The sequence below is a fragment of the Chitinophaga sp. 01L420 genome (genome assembly GCF_056399985.1).
The window spans coordinates 94,958-111,918 of the sequence record NZ_JBFTSK010000029.1 but is presented as its reverse complement, the minus strand read 5'-3'; the positions used below and the strand labels follow the sequence as shown (position 1 = coordinate 111,918).

The following is a 16,961-nucleotide window of genomic DNA, read 5'->3' as shown; positions in this document are numbered from 1 at the left end:
TTTGTATATGATAAAATGATCTATATTGCCTATATGTATAGTGGATTTTATCAAAAAGTGCGTGTTTTTTGGCATGAATTGGGGCATTTTGTTGCACAGCAATACAATCAGAAGTGGTACGGTGGAAAAGGTACAGAACATTTAGTGATCAAGCGAGTGGAAACAAAAAATCAGAATTACGATTATGAAGGTGGAACAAAACACAAAAATTCTGATGAAAAGACACTTTTAGAACATCCTGCATCAACAATAGCCTCTGCTGCATACGGTTGCATATTTCAGAGCATAAAATATGGGGATCCATTGGCTTTGTGTCTCGCTCCCAGAGGAAGAGGATTACATGGTCATCATGACTTTGAAAGTATTATGTGGGTAATCGGTAAACAGTTTAATGCGCTCCATCTGCGGACGCCGATATTGATTTGTATTGAACAATATTTTAAGGAAATAAAAGATAATCCAGAGTTTCAGGATCTTTTCAATACAGATATTTTAGATTTGATCGAGAGCGAAGATGAGGTGCTTTATATTGACTTGGAGGATTTGTCAAATCGCGTTAGCATTTTCTTCTTTCAACATGAAATTAGATATAAAGAATTTGTGAACAGACTGGCGGCTATACTATCGACTGTAAAACCTGAAGCCATTTAATTCGACGTTTCGCAGCTTGTTGGCTAAGTTTAATTAATTACCCTGAGTCTTTGTTTTTCTTTTACATAAGACTCAAATCAGGATGTTTCTGCTCCTTATATACAATCAATCAACGACAGAAAGGGTGTGTGGTGTGTTTAAAATATGTATACGTTACAGCTTATTCAATGTAAAGTAAATAAGCGTATTCTACACTGAATTAGCAAATGGTTTTCGTATCAGGGTGTTTAAGTTCTTACAAATCCAATTAAAAAGAGTTAATCCAAAAGGATACAAAAAAGATCCTATACCTTTATTATCCTGAAATCGGCACTTTATAATCCTTTGATATAGTTCAAAGGTGATCACTGGACAAAGCAAAAAACTGCATTGGTTGCAGGTTTTTTGCTTTGTCCATTTTATGGTGCGTCATGATGAAAATGCATAGAATTTAGTAGATCGTGTAGAAACTTATCTGCTTTTGCATTGTCATTATCTACGTATTGGAGGTGGCCATATAAGTAGCGATCTTTATTGCCATAATCAGATGTAGGCACCCCTATTTGCTATATTTCCTTCAGATAAAATAAAAGAATATACAATTGAAAAAATATTATTATGTTTGCACTTCTTTTTATTGCTCCCCATAACCCGTCACCTCTTTTAATGCTTGTTTAACTTTCCCGTCAGGGCGTATGTTTTCTGAATGGGACATTATTTCCTATACACACATGACAAAATCAATGCATGGTACATGCACGAGGAGGATACCAGTATTACTTGTATTCCTGTGCAGTTTTAATTTTTTGGGAAACGTGGCCAACGCACAATCCACAAAAGACACCGTTGCTGCAGCTATACCCGGCCCGGTGAAGCTGAGTGCCGACAGTCTATTGATACGGATGGAGGAGCTCCACAACACCCTGAACCGCATCAATGATATCTCCTCCCGGGGATTTGATACGCGCGGTATGGAGGGAGAACTCCCCGAAATAAAATCTAATCTGCAAACCATTGAAGATAACCTGAAGCTGTACAATAAAGTTTTAAATATCCGCAACCTGCAAATGTTCCACGTATTACTGGCAGATATGCGGGAACATCTGGATGACTGGCGCTCCCGGTTGTTCGACTACAACAAGGAACTTGTGAGAATGAATGCAGAGATGGTGGCCTTTACCAGAGATTCCTTTGTAAAGCAAATCAAAGCAGACACTACTTTCCGGAATTTTTACCTGCCTGAATTAAAAGAATTAAAAGGCAAATGGGATGAGGCACAGAAAGCCACCRAACAGCATTTGGATAAGATTACCGTATTGCAGGCGGGTATTTCCGGCAGTTATTTTAAAGCGCTGGAACTGGAGAATAAGGTCAATGAACAGTTGCGGATTTTTAGTGTCAAATCTTTCGGGAAAGAATATAATTACCTGTGGGAGGATAAAAGCCGTACTGATTCTTCCGCTGCTACGCTGTCCCAGCAATCTTCCAAATCATTTGAAGGACTAGGGAAAATACTGAATTATTATACCCGCACGCATTCCGATACCTGGTTTTGGATGTTGTTGATCGGGCTGGTATTTTTCTTCCGGGTAAATAAACAATTCAGAAGAATAAAAAAGGCCGGCAGAAGCGAATTGTTGCAACCGCCCAATATAAAGTATCTGCGGGCGCTTCCTTTTTCAGGCACACTGGTGATCATTCTTAATATCGCCTCTTTCTTTGACCTGCATGCACCATCGGCTTATATAGATTCGTTACAGTCCTTTTTACTGTTTTTACTGACCATCTTGTTCTGGCGCAAGTGGGAACGCCGGATGTTTGTTTACTGGATCGCCATTTTTGTATTGTACCTGCTAACGACGGCAACGGCGGCAGTTGTTGTGCCTGATGTGCGTGTCCGGATATGGATGCTGGCACTGAATGGTTTGTCCGTAGTAACCGGTTTCTTTATTTATTTCCGCATTTACAAAAATTTATCTGCCGGAAGGCTTGTTAGAATTGTGTCTATGATCTTCATTGTTTTGAATGTACTGGCGGCGCTGTTCAACCTGTATGGCCGTTTAAGTATAGCGCAGGTATATAGTACTGCTGCGATCGCCGGTTTATTGCAAATCATTGGCCTCACGGTGTTTATGCAGATCATGGAAGAAGCCTTTTACCTCCAGATGCAGAACAGCCGGATAGCAGGCGGCATTACTGCCCGGTTTGATTTTGAAAAGGTGCGCCCGGGACTACACAAAGTGCTGGTAGTACTAATGGTGGTATTATGGCTGATGGTGTTTACCACCAATCTGAATATCTACAATGAATTATATAGTGGTATCAGTAGCTTGATCACTGCACCCAGAATTATTGGTAATACTTCTTTTACGCTGGGCAATATTCTGTTGTTCTTTGTGATTCTGTTAGTTTCCAATCTTTTCCAGAAGTATATCGGTTATTTTTTTGGAGAGACAGATGAAGACCTGGTGGGTGAAGTAAAAGAGAAAAGTTCCCGATTGCTACTGCTACGCCTGCTGGTGCTGGTAGCAGGTTTTCTGATTGCCATTGCGGCTTCCGGTTTACCGATAGATAAGATTACCGTGGTACTCGGTGCCCTGGGTGTAGGTATTGGTTTAGGGTTACAGAATATTGTGAACAACCTCGTTTCTGGCGTGATCCTCATCTTTGAACGTCCGCTGAAGATTGGCGACTTTGTAGAAGTAGCCGGACAGAAAGGCCGGGTAAAAGACATTGGCATCCGATCCAGCAGAATGGTGACCACAGAAGGTGCAGAAGTCATCGTACCTAATGGTGATCTGTTATCTTCCAAACTGATTAACTGGACACTCAGCAATAATCATATACGGACAGAACTCTTATTCACCATTGCTCCTTCCACAGCGTTGCCACTGGCGAAAGAAATTATCCTGGAAGAGGTGTCCGGTTCGGATGCCATTATCGGCAAAGTAGCACCTGAATTACTGGTGAAGAGTATTAATGATAGCAGCGTAGCGCTGAAGCTACAGGTATGGATTCAGAATGTACACCAGGACGAAGCATTTAAGAGCCGTATGTTACAACAGATCTATCAACGGTTAAAGGATAATGAGATTACGATGTCGTAACAGGTAATTTCCTCAGCGGCAGATGGCAAACATCATTTTATTTTACAAATTTCAACGTCAATTTCTCAAATAAAATGATGTTTGCCAGGGGAGTCACTTTTAAGCCTTCATGGAAACCTCAGGGTTTACCTCTCTCTAAATCAGTAGTGGGAACAGGGTTGCAATGCAAAGGCCAGCATGATCCAAAAGTCCATGAATCACGAATCTTTTGGTGGCTTTGGCCATCATTGCTTAGTGCAGCGATTTGGATCTTTCCTAATTGCAGTTTTTTCTGATTTTCCTTTTTCATATATTATTTATTTAGAATTGAGAATTTCGGGTCAACGGACATTTTTCGCAAATTGATGGAACTACAAAAACGCAACGAAAGCAAAGCTAAAATAGGTAAATGAATTGGCATGACAGCAGTAATCAAATAATAATAAACATTTTTTAAATGACTTTTTATTGGGAGTGTCTGCGGCTTTCGGCTTTTGGAATATAATGGTAAACTACATCAAACATATCTGAAGGGATACAAAAAAGGATACACTAACTTTTTAAATTTAGTGTATCCTTTTGTAGATCGATGAAGCGTATATTTCTAGTATCCCTTATTCTGTTCCAATACAGCTCCTGTATTTTGTGTTATTTCAGTAGCAGGTATCGGCCAGAGGTTATGGTATGCTTCGATTGTGAGGCCCGACTTCGGATTGTATCTTTTATCACGATCGTACAACAGCCCTAACCGGGTAAGGGTTACCGCCCGGAACTCTTCCATGTACAATTCCCGCAGGCGTTCATCCAGGATGTAATCCATATTCATTTCTGTAACGGAGGCCGGAGTGGTTTGTGCCCTGTTCCGCAACACATTTATATCATCTGTCGCTTTCTGTTTGTCGTTTTTCCCGAGATAGGCTTCCGCCCTTAACAGATAGGTTTCTGCCAGACGGACCATATATTTCTGCATAAACAACCGGGATGCACCATTCAACAAAAGTCCACCAAACGGATTGGTCACATTAGTAAGAATTGCAGGACCGGCAGCAGACACGAAGTCACCAGCCGAGGGAGACGTTTTCCTGATAACCGGATAAAAGTTACGGATGGTATCCCTGAAGTCCGCCGGTTGTACTTTGTCCTTATAACCATCTTTTACATACCATTTACCGTAATCAGGAGAAGTAGCAGGTACACCAGATATCCGGATATCCCTGACGATATTATAGGAAGAATTGCGGATATCACCGGGTGTCCATATCTCGTAGAAAAAGTGGGAGGTAGGCCGTATCCAGCCGATGCCGTTGGAAGAAACGCTGTCCACGAACTTGGCATTGAAAAGGATAGACATCTTAGTTTTAGTGGTGGACTCCACAATTCTAACGCCCGTTAAACTGGGAACTACTGCCCAGGCGGTTTGATCGCCTACGGATGCGGAGTTGTTCAGCGTGGTTTGTAACACCAGTAGTCCTTCATGATTACCGGTGCTGTAGTTCTGATTGTTGTATTCAAACAAATCCCGATAGGCATCGCCCGGCAAATTGGCCCGTTTGCCAAACCGGCCGTTCACCAGTGATAAGCCGGGAAAGTTGATTACCTCAGATGCACTTGTAATGGCGCCATCATAATCCTTTAAGGAGATGAGTACTTCCGTAAGGATATGTTTGGCGATTTGTTTGTTCACCGTACCATCAGGTACCTGGTTAATGTCGGACAATAAGCTGATAGCCTGTTGCAGATCCTTTTTACATTGCTGGTATACTGCGTCTCTGCTGGCGCGTACATAATCATACCGCGGACCTGAAAGTTCATTCAATTCAATAGGTACGCCACCGAACAGGTTGCCCAGTACGTTGTAAGAATAGGCCCTGAAGAACAGTGCCTGGCCGAGGAAACTTTTTTTATCGGCATCACTCAGCTGGGTAGATTTATTCAGTTGGCTGATGATCAGGTTCGCATTGGTGATGATCTTGTAATATGCCGTCCAGATACCCTGCGGAATAAAATAGCTGGGCACCATGGTAGCCTTATAGGCATTTAACTTTGCGGCAGGATCATAATCGGTAGCGTTATAGGCAAAGTCGGTAGCGTAGTACATACCGAAATAGGTATCCAGGTTGATATTGCCCATGTAAATGTTCCTGACACCGTTGTACAGGTTGTTGGTAGCCTGCTGATACTGAGTCGATGTTTGCAACGAATTTTCTGGTGTATAGATAGATAGCGGATCTTCATCCAGGAAGCTCTTGCTGCAGGAAGAAAATGCCGTGCTGATGCCAAGCAGGTATAATATGATGAATCTTTTTTTCATGTCTTAAGGTTTACGGGTGAAAGCATTAAAATGTCACGTTTACGCCCAGTGAAAAGCTCTTCATCACGGGGTAGCCATTCTGATCCAGGCCGAGGCCTCCAGGTATTCTCAATCCAAGTGAGGATCGTTGACTGGCCGGAGGATTGGATTCCGGGTCCCATCCGTCCCATTTGGTGATGGTCAGAAGGTTTTGTGCATTCACATATATACTCGCCGCCTTCACTACTTTTAACCTGTTTAATATCCCTTCCGGCAGCATGTAGGTAAGGGTAATATCCTGGAGACGGATAAAGCTCCGGGATGTATAAGGACCAAAATTTTCCCCCAGCGTGGCTACATAGGCAGCGATGCTCCTGTAGCGTGAGTTGGGGTTGTTGGGTGTCCAATAGTCGTAAACAAAGCCGTTGTTGTTCCTGATATTGTCCGGATTCAGCAGCATGATACCCGGTGCTCCCTGGTATCCGTTTTTGCCACCCTGAATGGTATTGATAAAGAATTTTAACTGGAATGCTTTGTATTGGAAGCTGTTGGAAATACCCAGACTGTAGGAGGGATCAAGTCTGCCCAGTATTTGTTTATCTGCCGGCGTGATTTGCCCGTCACCGTTTCTGTCGTCAATTTTATATTGACCGGCTTTGAAGCCCTGTGCGGCAAGGCTGGCAGGTACTTGTTCTCCCAGCTGGTACATACCGGTGATTTTATAGTCGTATACCACGCCGTATGGCTGACCGATGAAGTAGCTTAAGATAGGATCGGCGCCATTGATCAGGTCATTTTTGGTGCCGTCTATATCCAGTACTTTGTTCCGATTCCGGAAGAAATTAGCCGTTACTTCCCATTTAAAGTTTTTGTTGCTAACCGGTACGCCTGTGATGTTCAGCTCCTGTCCTCTGTTCTGAATTTTCCCGATATTGATCAGGAAGCTGTTGAAGCCGGTGATGGTAGGAGTGGCTCTCGAATTCAGGAGGTTTTCTGAGTTAGAGAAATACAAGTCAAGTGAACCGAAAAGCCGATTGTTGAAAAATGAGAAGTCCACGCCGGTGTTAAAGGAATGGGTGGTTTCCCAGCGCAGGCCGGAATTGGGCAACTGATTTAAATAAGAGCCCAGTTGTGCGCCGCCTGAGCTGCCGTATAAATAACCATTCGCTAATCCAACGCTCATCTGGGAAAGTGTTTGATACCGGCCCACGGTCCTGTTACCGGTAGAGCCGTAAGACAGTCTTAATTTCAGGTCGTCGATAAAGCCAACAGCTTTAAGAAATTGTTCTTCTTTTACGCGCCATGCAAAAGCAATAGATGGGAATGTGGCCCATTTGTTTTGGGCGGAGAAGCCGGAAAAACCATCTCTTCTGACGGTACCGGTTAAGATATATTTTTTGTCGAACGAATAGGAGAGCCTGGCCATCTGGTAAAGTGCCTGTTCCTGCCAGGGCAGTGTAGCCAGATCGTTTGACACGGTAAGCCGCGCGGGATCTCCCACATCGAGTCTGTTGTAGGATAACACCCCATTGGTGATACCGCCGGCGGAGGTGCTGGTTCCATCGTGTATGTTTTTTTCTGCACCATATAATAGGGTCAGGTCTACGCCGTGTTTTCCAAAGTCCCTCTTATAGGTAAGGATGTTATCCAGTGTAAGGAAGTAGTCCGTCATGTAGGTCTTATAGGCGGTAGCTTCAACAGAAGGGGCATTATAATTAAACCGGTTGGTATAGATATAATTGTTCCCGAAGTTGACACGATAGTTCAGTCCTTTCACATGTGGAATGTCGACGCTGACGAAGAAATTTCCTATTATGTTCAGATTCCGGTCGAAGTCCCTGGATCTTTTGAGTACTTCTAACGCGGTGGGCGTAGTTGTTTGCGCATAAAACTCCAGCATTTGACCGGTTTTTGGATCAAAGGGCAGGTTAAATGGCTTCAGTTGCATGATGTCGGAAAAAGTGGGAGAAACACCACTATAATCATTAATGGAGAGTCCTGTTTGAGCGCCTACTGTCAGCCAGTCGGCGGGTTTGGCTTCCACGTTGAGCCGTATACTGTTCCTTTTGTAATTATCATTTTTAATGAGATTCAACTGGTCAAAATAACCATAGCCCAGATAGAACCGGATCTTCTTTGACCGTCCGCTGAGACCTATGTTATGGTTCTGGATTCTGGGACTGCTATTGGTCATTAAGTCCCACCAGTTGGCTTCATAGCCGTTTTTGTAATTGTCGCCTTCGATGCCCGGCATTTTCGTAGTAGGGTCCCAGTTAGGATTCATCTTCGTCATGTCGTTTGGGTCGCGGCTTTCAGACAGGTACCAATCCCCTAGTTTCTCTATATACTGGGCTCCGGATGCCGGTCTCATATTTTTTTTGGTCATCTCCTGTATGGAATAAGAGCCACTGTAATCGACGGTGAGTTTATCGATGCCGCTTGCGCCGCTTTTGGTGGTGACCAGCACCACACCATTTGATGCCTGGGAGCCATATACAGCGGCAGCACTGGCATCTTTCAAAAGGTCGATGCTGGCGATGTCGGAGGGGTTGATGGAGGTGAGTGATCCTCTATAGATGAGCCCATCTACCACAATCAATGGGGAAGTGGTGCCGGAAATGGAGTTCCGGCCCCGCACCATCAATGTAGGATCACTGCCTGCTCTTGTAACCTGGCCTACCGTCAGACCCGGAACTGTACCTCTCAATGAAGACATGACGTTTGCATTGGGAGATTGTTTTTGTATCTGCAGGTCCGCTTTGGCTACAGATCCGGTAACATCCTGTCTTTTTCTGGTACCGTATCCGATGACTACCACGCTACTCAGTTCACTTACTGTAGAAGATAATGTAAAGGACAATGTTGAATTATGGCCAGGAACGATTTTATATCCTGTAAATGATTTTGCATCATAGCCAATCATGCTCACATTGAAGGCGTAGCTGGCGGCCGGTAAATTTTTAAATGCGAATTTTCCGATGCTGTCAGAGATGGCGATATTCACGCGTTTGCCGTTGGCTGAAGCTTCAACGGTGGCGCCGGGAAGCGGTGTTCCTCCCTGATCGGTAACGATACCATTCACACTGCCGGTATTATTTTGCCCGTAAGACCGGGCAAATACAGCACAAAGAATCAGTGTGATTGCAATACTTGTTTTCACTATTCTTCTCATAGAACGATTTTTTGGGTGTTTGCTATCAGGACATAAAATGATGTAAGGCGGTAGCAGCAGCTACCTGAATTTGCTGTCGTTTTACAGCGTTCAGAAGTTTCTTTCATAATGTGGTTTTTTAACGTGAATAGATGTTGGTCATAGCTATGTGCAAACGTTTGCATTCTTATTTAAAAAATTGACACCTCCGGTTCAAAAGTTGATAATTTATTCGTCTGGTTTGAATGTACTGTTATGGCTGATAATGGCATTCTTGTGATACATGTATCTCGTCTGAATGCCGGATTTGTAGGTTGCATCATCGCCCCGCGTTTTTATAGAGCAGTATCAGGAAGTTATAGAATAAATAATATCGCAGGTGGCAAATTTCTATCCCAGGTAAAATAATACCAACAATTGCTTAATTTATATTCAAATCGTTTGTGAAAACAAGGTGTAGCTAACGGAATAGCTCAGCTACGGAATATGATGGCATCAATAATGTTAAAGGGGAAATTTAAAAGAGGGGTAATTTCTTACCATATAAATAAATTACAAATTCCTGCGGCATCTGCTCATTTAATTGTTGGGGTAGAAATTGGTTTTTCATTTCCTGAAGAGTTTAAGGAATTATATATACAGGTTAATGGGTTTTCTTTTAGATAAAAAGTATGGAGATGGTAATAAGCGTGTTGTCTCCGAATTGGCGACTCTTTAACAAGTGTTTTACTAACTTCGCCGCTGATTTTATCGTCCTTACATGTCAACACCTATTCTGCACCAAACTCCGGATACCAAATTGTGGCAGCTTGTCCGGGAGGGCAACCTGCAAGCTTATGGAGAGATATATGAACAATACTGGGAACCCCTGTACGAAAGTGCCTACTGGCGTTTGTACGACAAAGCCGCCGCCAAAGACATTGTGCAGGAGGTATTTATTTACTGTTGGCAGAAAAGAGAACAGATACAGATCACCGAATCTATAGGGGCTTATCTTCGTGCAGCCGTGAGGTTTAAGGTGCTGAATTATCTCAAATCGGAGCAGGCCAGGGAGAAATACCGGCAACTGGCAGGTCGGGAATTACCGGAAATTACTCATTCCACAGAAGAAACTATCGCAGGTGCTGATCTGCAGGCCAGCTATCGTCGCGAGTTGCAAAGACTCCCGGAAAAGATGCGGCAGCTGTTTATTGATAGTCGGGATAATGGTCTCTCTATCCGTGAAATCGCCGAAAAGCACACATTGTCAGAACAAACGGTTAAGAACCAGCTTTCCACTGCGCTCAAAAAATTGAGGGAAGGGCTGGGTAATTTCTTTTTAGATTAATTTTTTTTCTTCAACATAGTACTTCCGGAATTTGAGGATTGTCTATTAAACAACAGCATATGAGTCATCCTGATCAACATACCATCGACCTACTGCTTGAAAAGCACGCTCTTGGCATTTGTACGCCGGAGGAACGAGCTATATTGGAAAGATGGTATGCCTCATTCCCTGCCGAAGGTCATGTATTTCATGATGAATCAGAGAAGCTGGCTATGAAGGAATCGTTGAAAACAGGCATTTTCGGAGTTATTCAGGAGGAGAAAACTGCAATAAGTGCGGAGCCATTGCATATAATACCAGTGAAAACGCCTGTCCGGCGCGTGTATTGGCGTGCTGCAGCAGCCATACTAGTGCTGATCACCACAGGTAGCCTGTTGTACCTGTTCAGGGGAAAGCCGGCAGCGGTATCGTATACAGAAGTCAGTGCTCCTGCAGGCAGGAATATTCTCCGGATGAAGCTGCCGGATGGTTCTGATATGTGGCTGGCGCCTGGCTCCAGGCTGCGTTATGCCAGCCATTTCGGGAAAAAAAGCAGGGAAGTGCAAATGATAGATGGTCTCGCTTACTTTGCAGTGGCGCCTGCTGCTTCGCATCCTTTTACTGTCAGCACAGCTTCCGGCATAGTTGCGAAAGTACTGGGCACTGAGTTTAGTGTGAAAGCTTATCATGGATTACAGGATATAGAAGTGTATGTAGGCACGGGCATGGTGCAGGTATCAGACAGTAATCATGTATTGGGTGTGCTGGAGGCAGGCCAGCAGATCGTATATCAACTGGCCACGCATACGGCTACACGCCTTGATGAGCAGGTGGACGACTGGCGCCAGGGAAGCCTTCTTTTGCAGCATGTTTCGTTCGGGGAAGTGGCCCGCATACTGCAGAACCGTTACCAGGTCCGGGTAGCCTATGATACTGCTATGATGTCGTCTTACCGTTTCAATCTCCGGATAACCGACAAAGCTTCACTGGATGAGGTGCTGGAAATGCTGAAGGATTTGAGCGGCATGACTTATACGCTCCACGATGGCCGGGTAACAATTACCGGCGTACAACAATAATCATTCAATCACCACATTGCCCCGTTTAAGCAGCCGTAAATGCGGCAGGGGAGTACTATGCTTTTTAAAAAACGAATAACGTCATGCAACGATTATTAACCGTTCTGTTCTTAGCATGCAGTCTGATTGCTACCGGTCAGCAAAGTGTATTAAAGCTTACTATAAATATTCCGGCCACATCGCTGGAAGCCGCGCTTAAATTGCTGGAGCAACAAAGCGATATCCATTTCTCCTATGAGTATACAAGGGTGAAGGGGATTAGCTTGGAAGCACATACCTATAAAGAGGCGCCGCTGGAAACTATCTGCAGGGACCTGTTGAAAGGCACCTCCCTCATGTTTAAACGTAAAGGAGACCACATCATTATTGGTCCGGTGCCGAAACCTGAGCATACACTAAGCGGATACGTGGAAGACGCCATTTCGGGAGAGCGGCTGATCGGTGTTTCGCTGGCCGTACCGGAATACCAGGCAGGTACCATCACCAATGCGTATGGATTTTACAGCATCACCCTGCCGGAGGATTCTTTCCGGGTACAACTGTCTTATCTTGGTTATCAGCGCCTTGATACGGTAGTGGCGACGCAGGGTAGTGCAGGGATCAATTTCAGGCTGAAGGTGCTCAATCGTCAGCTGGAGCAGGTAACCATACGGGGTGGGCGTGCTGAACAGATTGAAGCATCGTCCCAGATGAGCCGCATTAATTTATCGGCGGCGGCTGTACAGGCCGTGCCACGCCTGCTGGGGGAAGCGGATTTGTTTAAGACCCTGCAACTGTTGCCAGGTGTGAAACAGGGAACGGAAGCTACCAGCGCATTGCTGGTACGTGGCGGAACGCCTGATCAGAACCTCATTTTACTGGACGGGGCCCCGCTCTATAATCCGATGCACCTGATGGGTCTTTTTTCTACATTCAATACCAATGTACTTAAAGATGTAACACTCTATAAAGGGGCGTTTCCGGCGCGTTATGGCGGCCGGTTGTCATCCGTGGTGGACGTGTCTACCAAAGATGGCGACATGAATAAAATACATGGTGATTTTTCCATTGGGCTGCTCTCTGCGGAGGCTTCGCTGGAAGGGCCTATCAGAAAAGGGAAAACAACTTTCCTGATCTCTGGCCGCAGATCTTATCCCGATCTGGCGGCTAAGGCTTATCTCAACGGAAAGGAGGATGAAATTGAGAGGTTCAGACTACATTTCTACGATATCAACGCGAAATTGCATCATAAATTCTCAGATAAGGATAAGTTATACCTGAGCTTTTATAATGGGAGCGACATGATGAATACACGATACCGATTCCAAAGTCGTTATGAAGATAATTATTACGTCTCCGACCTTAGTGCAAATACTGGAAACCTCGCAGGCACTATCCGATGGAACCATGTGTATTCTCCAAAATTATTTTCCAATGTGATGCTGATTGGCAGTGATTATCATTTCAAGTCTCGTTTTTACCAGGAAGGACAAACTAACCAAAACGCCTTTACTGATTATCAGCAGCTTAATTCCGGTATCAGGGATTATGGGGTTAAGACAGATTTCGAATATCATCCGAAATCTGCGCATTCCGTTAAAGCAGGTGTTGCTTACATGTACCGTATTTTCACTCCCGGCGCGCTGCGAACAAGACAGACACAAAGTAAGGAGGTAACAGTGGATTCCGTGAACAATAATCGTGATATTCATGCCGGTGAAATGGACTTCTATGCAGAAGATGACTGGGAACTTTCCCGGCGCCTGAAAGTGAATGCCGGAATACATTTCAGTACTTTTCTCGTAGAAGGACGTTTTTATAGTTCGCTGCAGCCTCGCCTGAATGTGCGCTACCTCATGCCTGGCAACTGGGCGCTCAAGGCCTCCTACTCCCGCATGACACAATACGTGCATTTGTTGGCCAACAACTCTATCTCACTTCCTACCGATCTGTGGGTGCCTGCAACAGATAAGGTGAAGCCCCAGGACGCAGACCAGTATGCCCTTGGTATAGCCCGGAATGTTTTCGGAAACAAGTTTGAATTTTCAGCAGAAGGGTATTACAAACGTATGCGGAACGTGATTGAGTATAAGGAAGGTGCAGACTATCTTACCAGCAGCAGGGGGGATACCTGGCAGAGCCAGGTGGCTGCAGGCGAGGGAGAATCATATGGGCTGGAATTGCTATTGCAGAAGAAAAGCGGCAGACTTACAGGATGGGTAGGGTACACACTTGCCTGGGCTAATCGCGTTATTCCCGAGGTGAACTACGGAAAGGTGTTCCCATATAAATATGATCGTCGTCATGACTTACATATCGTGAGCGTTTATAAGTTACGTAGAGGCATTGAACTTTCCGGCTCCTGGACTTATCAGAGCGCCGCACCTTTCACCATTCCGGTAGCCTCCTATGAAGGTTTGGACGCGCCTGCTGCTGAACACACAGATCATTACAGGATGTATCCTTCGAACGAACGCATTAATATACGCAATAACGCACGTATTATGGCCTACCACCGGCTGGACCTGGGTATCAATTTCATCAGGTATAAAAAAAATGGGATGACACGTACCTGGAATATCAGCATACTCAATGTTTATAATCGCTTTAATCCTTTCTTTTATTATCTGGACAATTATGACAATGAACGCCCCAGAGCTAACCTGACAGCAGCTAACCTTGTTCCTTTTATGCCCAGTTTCTCTTATAGCCTGAAATTTTAAAAAAATGAAATCAACATTATTTCTACTGCTGATACTGGTTGTATGCAGTTGTAAAAAGAAAATAACAATAGACATACCGGATGAAGCAAATAAGCCGGTACTCAATTTACTGATGAGTAGCGATAGTCTGATGCTGGCACATTTAACAATGTCCGGGCACATCGGAAAGGGGGGGATATTTCCCGAAATAAAAAATGCGGTTGTAAAACTATATGAAAATGGGGTATTTAAGGAAAACATGGATACGGTTGTGAAAGGACTATATACTTACTATAAAAGCACTGTTACCGCGAGGGCAGGGTCAACATATCGTATTGTTGCTGCTATTCCGGGTTTCCCGGAAGTGGAAGGCAGCGACTTTGTGCCGGAAGGGGTAGCAACGGGCGAAATCACCGTAAAGCAAATTGCCGTCGGTTCCCAGATCAAAGGGAATGTAACAGTGGAACTGCACGATAAAAAGGGGGAAAAGAATTATTACCGTATCAGGATCTACGCTCTGTCTAAAGATTATCAGGGGCACTACGCTAAGTGGCCGCATAGATTTGCGTCAGGTGATCCCAAGGATGGGCTGTTCAACAACAAAGACCGTACGGAGTTTTATACAGACGATGTTTGGTTCGATGGCCACAGCCGCCGGTTCAGTTTCCTTACATACTGGTATGATCCCAGGGACAAAATCATAGTAGAAGTATCAACACTCACTTATAGCAGTTATACCTACCTGTTCACAGCGTTTATGGCCCGTGAAAAGAATGATGATCCCTTGTCAGAAAAGGTAATTGTTTTCAATAATATCATTAACGGTCTGGGTATTGTTGGTGGCCTGGCGCAAAGGGAATACATTATCCAAGAGTAAGATTAAACAGATAATTTAATGACAGACTATATAAAACTCTTCCCGGAATATGAAGATGTTTTTTATGATGAGATAGCATTGCATAGAAAATATTTTCTGCCCCTCGCCTCCATTAACCTGAGATACCTGCACCCTGACAGGGATGAGTGGCTTCATTTTGTTTCGGTGAAGGAAATATACAATGAAAGAGTAGGAGAACATACCGGGGCTTATCATACAAAGTATACCAGACTGGATGCATTGGCTTTTGATATAATAGACGGGAAGTACAAATTTGATGCAGACTGGCGTTACTTTGGCGAACACCGTTTTATTCCGCCCAATGAATATCATATAGCATATACTGACCAGGAGATTGGATATAATATGAATGAAGTGATGTATCAGTTAAAAAAATCGTATTACCAGAAATATGCTCAGTTATATGAGGGGGATTTTAAGCGCCCTGCGCTTAAAGCAGAAGATGTGCGGCGCCTGATGCGATTAAGGGCATTAAAGCCGGAAGACCTCAGAGCGGATGAAATTTCCAGTTACCTGGTGGAAAGCCATCAGCAAAAAATTGCTGGTGTGTTTGTGGGCCTTGCACCATTTGCCTTTCCGGATGTTGATTCCATACTGATACCCCGTAATGACGGAAAAGTATTTGAATTGATTGGTATTATGGAGGGAAGTGATTTTCAGCATACCGCTCCTGGTGATATCAGCTTGTTCCATAGCCCGGAACTAAAGAAGGCGGTAGTAGGTTTAGGATATCTACATCTTCGCCAGATTTCCAAACTGCCTTAGTTTTGCTCTTATTTCGGCCGGCCATGGTAAGCCAATGCAGTGTCTCCCACAGTTTTTTAAATTGATTTCCCGGCAAAGCATCATCAAAATTCTCCCTGGTCGGCTGCTTTCACTTTTATCAATCTATAGCATATGTTTTCCAATATATGCTGCGGCATATTATAGCATCTTACCATCGTGCGTTTTTCCAGGCATCCCACTGAAGCCTCACTGCAGCAAGGGAACCAGGCACAACAATAAAGAAGTGCCGGAATAGCTGTTTACTGATAAAACAGATCTGGTTTATCGTAAAAGCCGTAATAATAACTGCGGCAATACCTATAAATAATTAATCAACTTAAATTAACTTGGTAGTCACGATAAATGAAAGGCCCTATCCAGTATGTTGCTGTTACACTTTAAGAAGAGTTGTGTCACCCGGTAGTTGTTCAATGCCTTTCGCGGTTCATCTGGTATTATTAAACGGTAGTAGTTATTGTTACTAACTGTAGCGGTAGCTTTGCTTTGGCGAAACCCGAATCCTTTTCTAGTCCTAAATGCTTAGCCCATGAAGAATTTCCCAACGGGATGGTACCTCATTTATACGAAGCCACGTTATGAAAAAAAAGTCTTTTTACAGTTAACCAGAATGAACATTGAAGCCTATTTGCCATTTACCAAAAAACTACGGACATGGCATGACAGGAAAAAATATGTTGAAGAGCCACTTTTCCCCTCTTATGTTTTTATTCACCTGAAAAATTTAGAGAGCTATTACGGCGGAATCGATGCTGACGGGTCCTTATTTTATGTAAAAACAAAAAAGGAAATTTCACGCGTCAGCGATTCTATTGTCAATGACTTAAAACTGGTCACCACACAAGCGAACAGCGTAGAAGTTACCCAGGAATATTTTCAGCCGGGACAAAAGGTGGTCATCCGTGAAGGAGCTTTAACCGGACTGAATTGTGAGATGGTGGAAGTAAATGAAAAGAAGAAACTGCTGGTGAGAGTATCTCTCTTACAGAGAAATATTCTCATTTCGTTACCTGCTGAACAATTAATGCCTGCATAATACAGTGTATTTAATCAGTGT

General features: G+C 43.9%; 12 protein-coding genes. 9 read left to right on the top strand and 3 right to left on the bottom strand.

Translation table 11 applies throughout. The features are described from left to right. Positions 1 to 33: 33 nt before the first annotated feature. Together AC1DP6_RS24070 and AC1DP6_RS24065 are read left to right on the top strand one after the other, a co-directional pair. Positions 34 to 651: a hypothetical protein gene (locus AC1DP6_RS24070; protein WP_477057124.1), complete on the top strand. Its 618-nt coding sequence runs from the start codon at positions 34 to 36 to the stop codon at positions 649 to 651. Between the two features lie 794 nt (positions 652 to 1,445). Next, positions 1,446 to 3,737, top strand: coding sequence for a mechanosensitive ion channel family protein (locus AC1DP6_RS24065; protein WP_477057123.1), 2,292 nt, complete (start codon positions 1,446 to 1,448; stop codon positions 3,735 to 3,737). Between the two features lie 118 nt (positions 3,738 to 3,855). On the opposite strand, the gene AC1DP6_RS24060 is transcribed toward AC1DP6_RS24065, so the two are convergent. The 3 genes from AC1DP6_RS24060 to AC1DP6_RS24050 form a co-directional block, all read right to left on the bottom strand. After that, positions 3,856 to 4,026 (bottom strand): hypothetical protein, encoded by a 171-nt coding sequence (locus AC1DP6_RS24060; RefSeq protein WP_477057122.1) that lies wholly within the window; start codon positions 4,024 to 4,026, stop codon positions 3,856 to 3,858. A 294-nt stretch (positions 4,027 to 4,320) separates the two neighbouring features. Continuing rightward, on the bottom strand, positions 4,321 to 6,027 hold the full coding sequence (locus AC1DP6_RS24055) for a RagB/SusD family nutrient uptake outer membrane protein (RefSeq protein ID WP_477057121.1): 1,707 nt from the start codon (positions 6,025 to 6,027) through the stop codon (positions 4,321 to 4,323). Between the two features lie 25 nt (positions 6,028 to 6,052). Continuing rightward, positions 6,053 to 9,178 (bottom strand): SusC/RagA family TonB-linked outer membrane protein, encoded by a 3,126-nt coding sequence (locus tag AC1DP6_RS24050; RefSeq protein ID WP_477057120.1) that lies wholly within the window; start codon positions 9,176 to 9,178, stop codon positions 6,053 to 6,055. A 465-nt stretch (positions 9,179 to 9,643) separates the two neighbouring features. On the opposite strand from AC1DP6_RS24050, the gene AC1DP6_RS24045 reads away from it, so the two are divergent. From AC1DP6_RS24045 to AC1DP6_RS24015, 7 genes are all read left to right on the top strand, one after another. Beyond that, the gene (locus AC1DP6_RS24045) at positions 9,644 to 9,823 is read left to right on the top strand and encodes an SMI1/KNR4 family protein (RefSeq protein ID WP_477057119.1); all 180 of its coding nucleotides are present in this window, start codon (positions 9,644 to 9,646) and stop codon (positions 9,821 to 9,823) included. 94 nt (positions 9,824 to 9,917) lie between these two features. Continuing rightward, positions 9,918 to 10,484: an RNA polymerase sigma factor gene (locus AC1DP6_RS24040; RefSeq protein ID WP_477057118.1), complete on the top strand. Its 567-nt coding sequence runs from the start codon at positions 9,918 to 9,920 to the stop codon at positions 10,482 to 10,484. Between the two features lie 59 nt (positions 10,485 to 10,543). Beyond that, the gene (locus AC1DP6_RS24035; protein WP_477057117.1) at positions 10,544 to 11,542 is read left to right on the top strand and encodes a FecR domain-containing protein; all 999 of its coding nucleotides are present in this window, start codon (positions 10,544 to 10,546) and stop codon (positions 11,540 to 11,542) included. Between the two features lie 83 nt (positions 11,543 to 11,625). Continuing rightward, complete coding sequence (locus tag AC1DP6_RS24030) at positions 11,626 to 14,244, top strand: TonB-dependent receptor (RefSeq protein ID WP_477057116.1); 2,619 nt, start codon at positions 11,626 to 11,628, stop codon at positions 14,242 to 14,244. Between the two features lie 4 nt (positions 14,245 to 14,248). Continuing rightward, positions 14,249 to 15,100: a DUF4249 domain-containing protein gene (locus AC1DP6_RS24025; protein WP_477057115.1), complete on the top strand. Its 852-nt coding sequence runs from the start codon at positions 14,249 to 14,251 to the stop codon at positions 15,098 to 15,100. A gap of 18 nt (positions 15,101 to 15,118) precedes the next feature. Continuing rightward, positions 15,119 to 15,886, top strand: coding sequence for a hypothetical protein (locus AC1DP6_RS24020; RefSeq protein WP_477057114.1), 768 nt, complete (start codon positions 15,119 to 15,121; stop codon positions 15,884 to 15,886). A gap of 547 nt (positions 15,887 to 16,433) precedes the next feature. Further along, positions 16,434 to 16,940, top strand: coding sequence for a UpxY family transcription antiterminator (locus AC1DP6_RS24015; protein WP_477057113.1), 507 nt, complete (start codon positions 16,434 to 16,436; stop codon positions 16,938 to 16,940). The last annotated feature ends 21 nt before the right edge of the window (positions 16,941 to 16,961 follow it).

Excerpts from the sequence above, each read along its gene's own strand:
- AC1DP6_RS24070 (WP_477057124.1), top strand. The coding sequence starts at position 34 with ATGTATAGTGGATTTTATCAAAAAGTGCGTGTTTTTTGGCATGAATTG.
- AC1DP6_RS24060 (WP_477057122.1), bottom strand. The coding sequence starts at position 4,026 with ATGAAAAAGGAAAATCAGAAAAAACTGCAATTAGGAAAGATCCAAATC.
- AC1DP6_RS24055 (WP_477057121.1), bottom strand. The coding sequence starts at position 6,027 with ATGAAAAAAAGATTCATCATATTATACCTGCTTGGCATCAGCACGGCA.
- AC1DP6_RS24050 (WP_477057120.1), bottom strand. The coding sequence starts at position 9,178 with ATGAGAAGAATAGTGAAAACAAGTATTGCAATCACACTGATTCTTTGT.
- AC1DP6_RS24045 (WP_477057119.1), top strand. The coding sequence starts at position 9,644 with ATGATGGCATCAATAATGTTAAAGGGGAAATTTAAAAGAGGGGTAATT.
- AC1DP6_RS24040 (WP_477057118.1), top strand. The coding sequence starts at position 9,918 with ATGTCAACACCTATTCTGCACCAAACTCCGGATACCAAATTGTGGCAG.
- AC1DP6_RS24035 (WP_477057117.1), top strand. The coding sequence starts at position 10,544 with ATGAGTCATCCTGATCAACATACCATCGACCTACTGCTTGAAAAGCAC.
- AC1DP6_RS24030 (WP_477057116.1), top strand. The coding sequence starts at position 11,626 with ATGCAACGATTATTAACCGTTCTGTTCTTAGCATGCAGTCTGATTGCT.
- AC1DP6_RS24025 (WP_477057115.1), top strand. The coding sequence starts at position 14,249 with ATGAAATCAACATTATTTCTACTGCTGATACTGGTTGTATGCAGTTGT.
- AC1DP6_RS24020 (WP_477057114.1), top strand. The coding sequence starts at position 15,119 with ATGACAGACTATATAAAACTCTTCCCGGAATATGAAGATGTTTTTTAT.
- AC1DP6_RS24015 (WP_477057113.1), top strand. The coding sequence starts at position 16,434 with ATGAAGAATTTCCCAACGGGATGGTACCTCATTTATACGAAGCCACGT.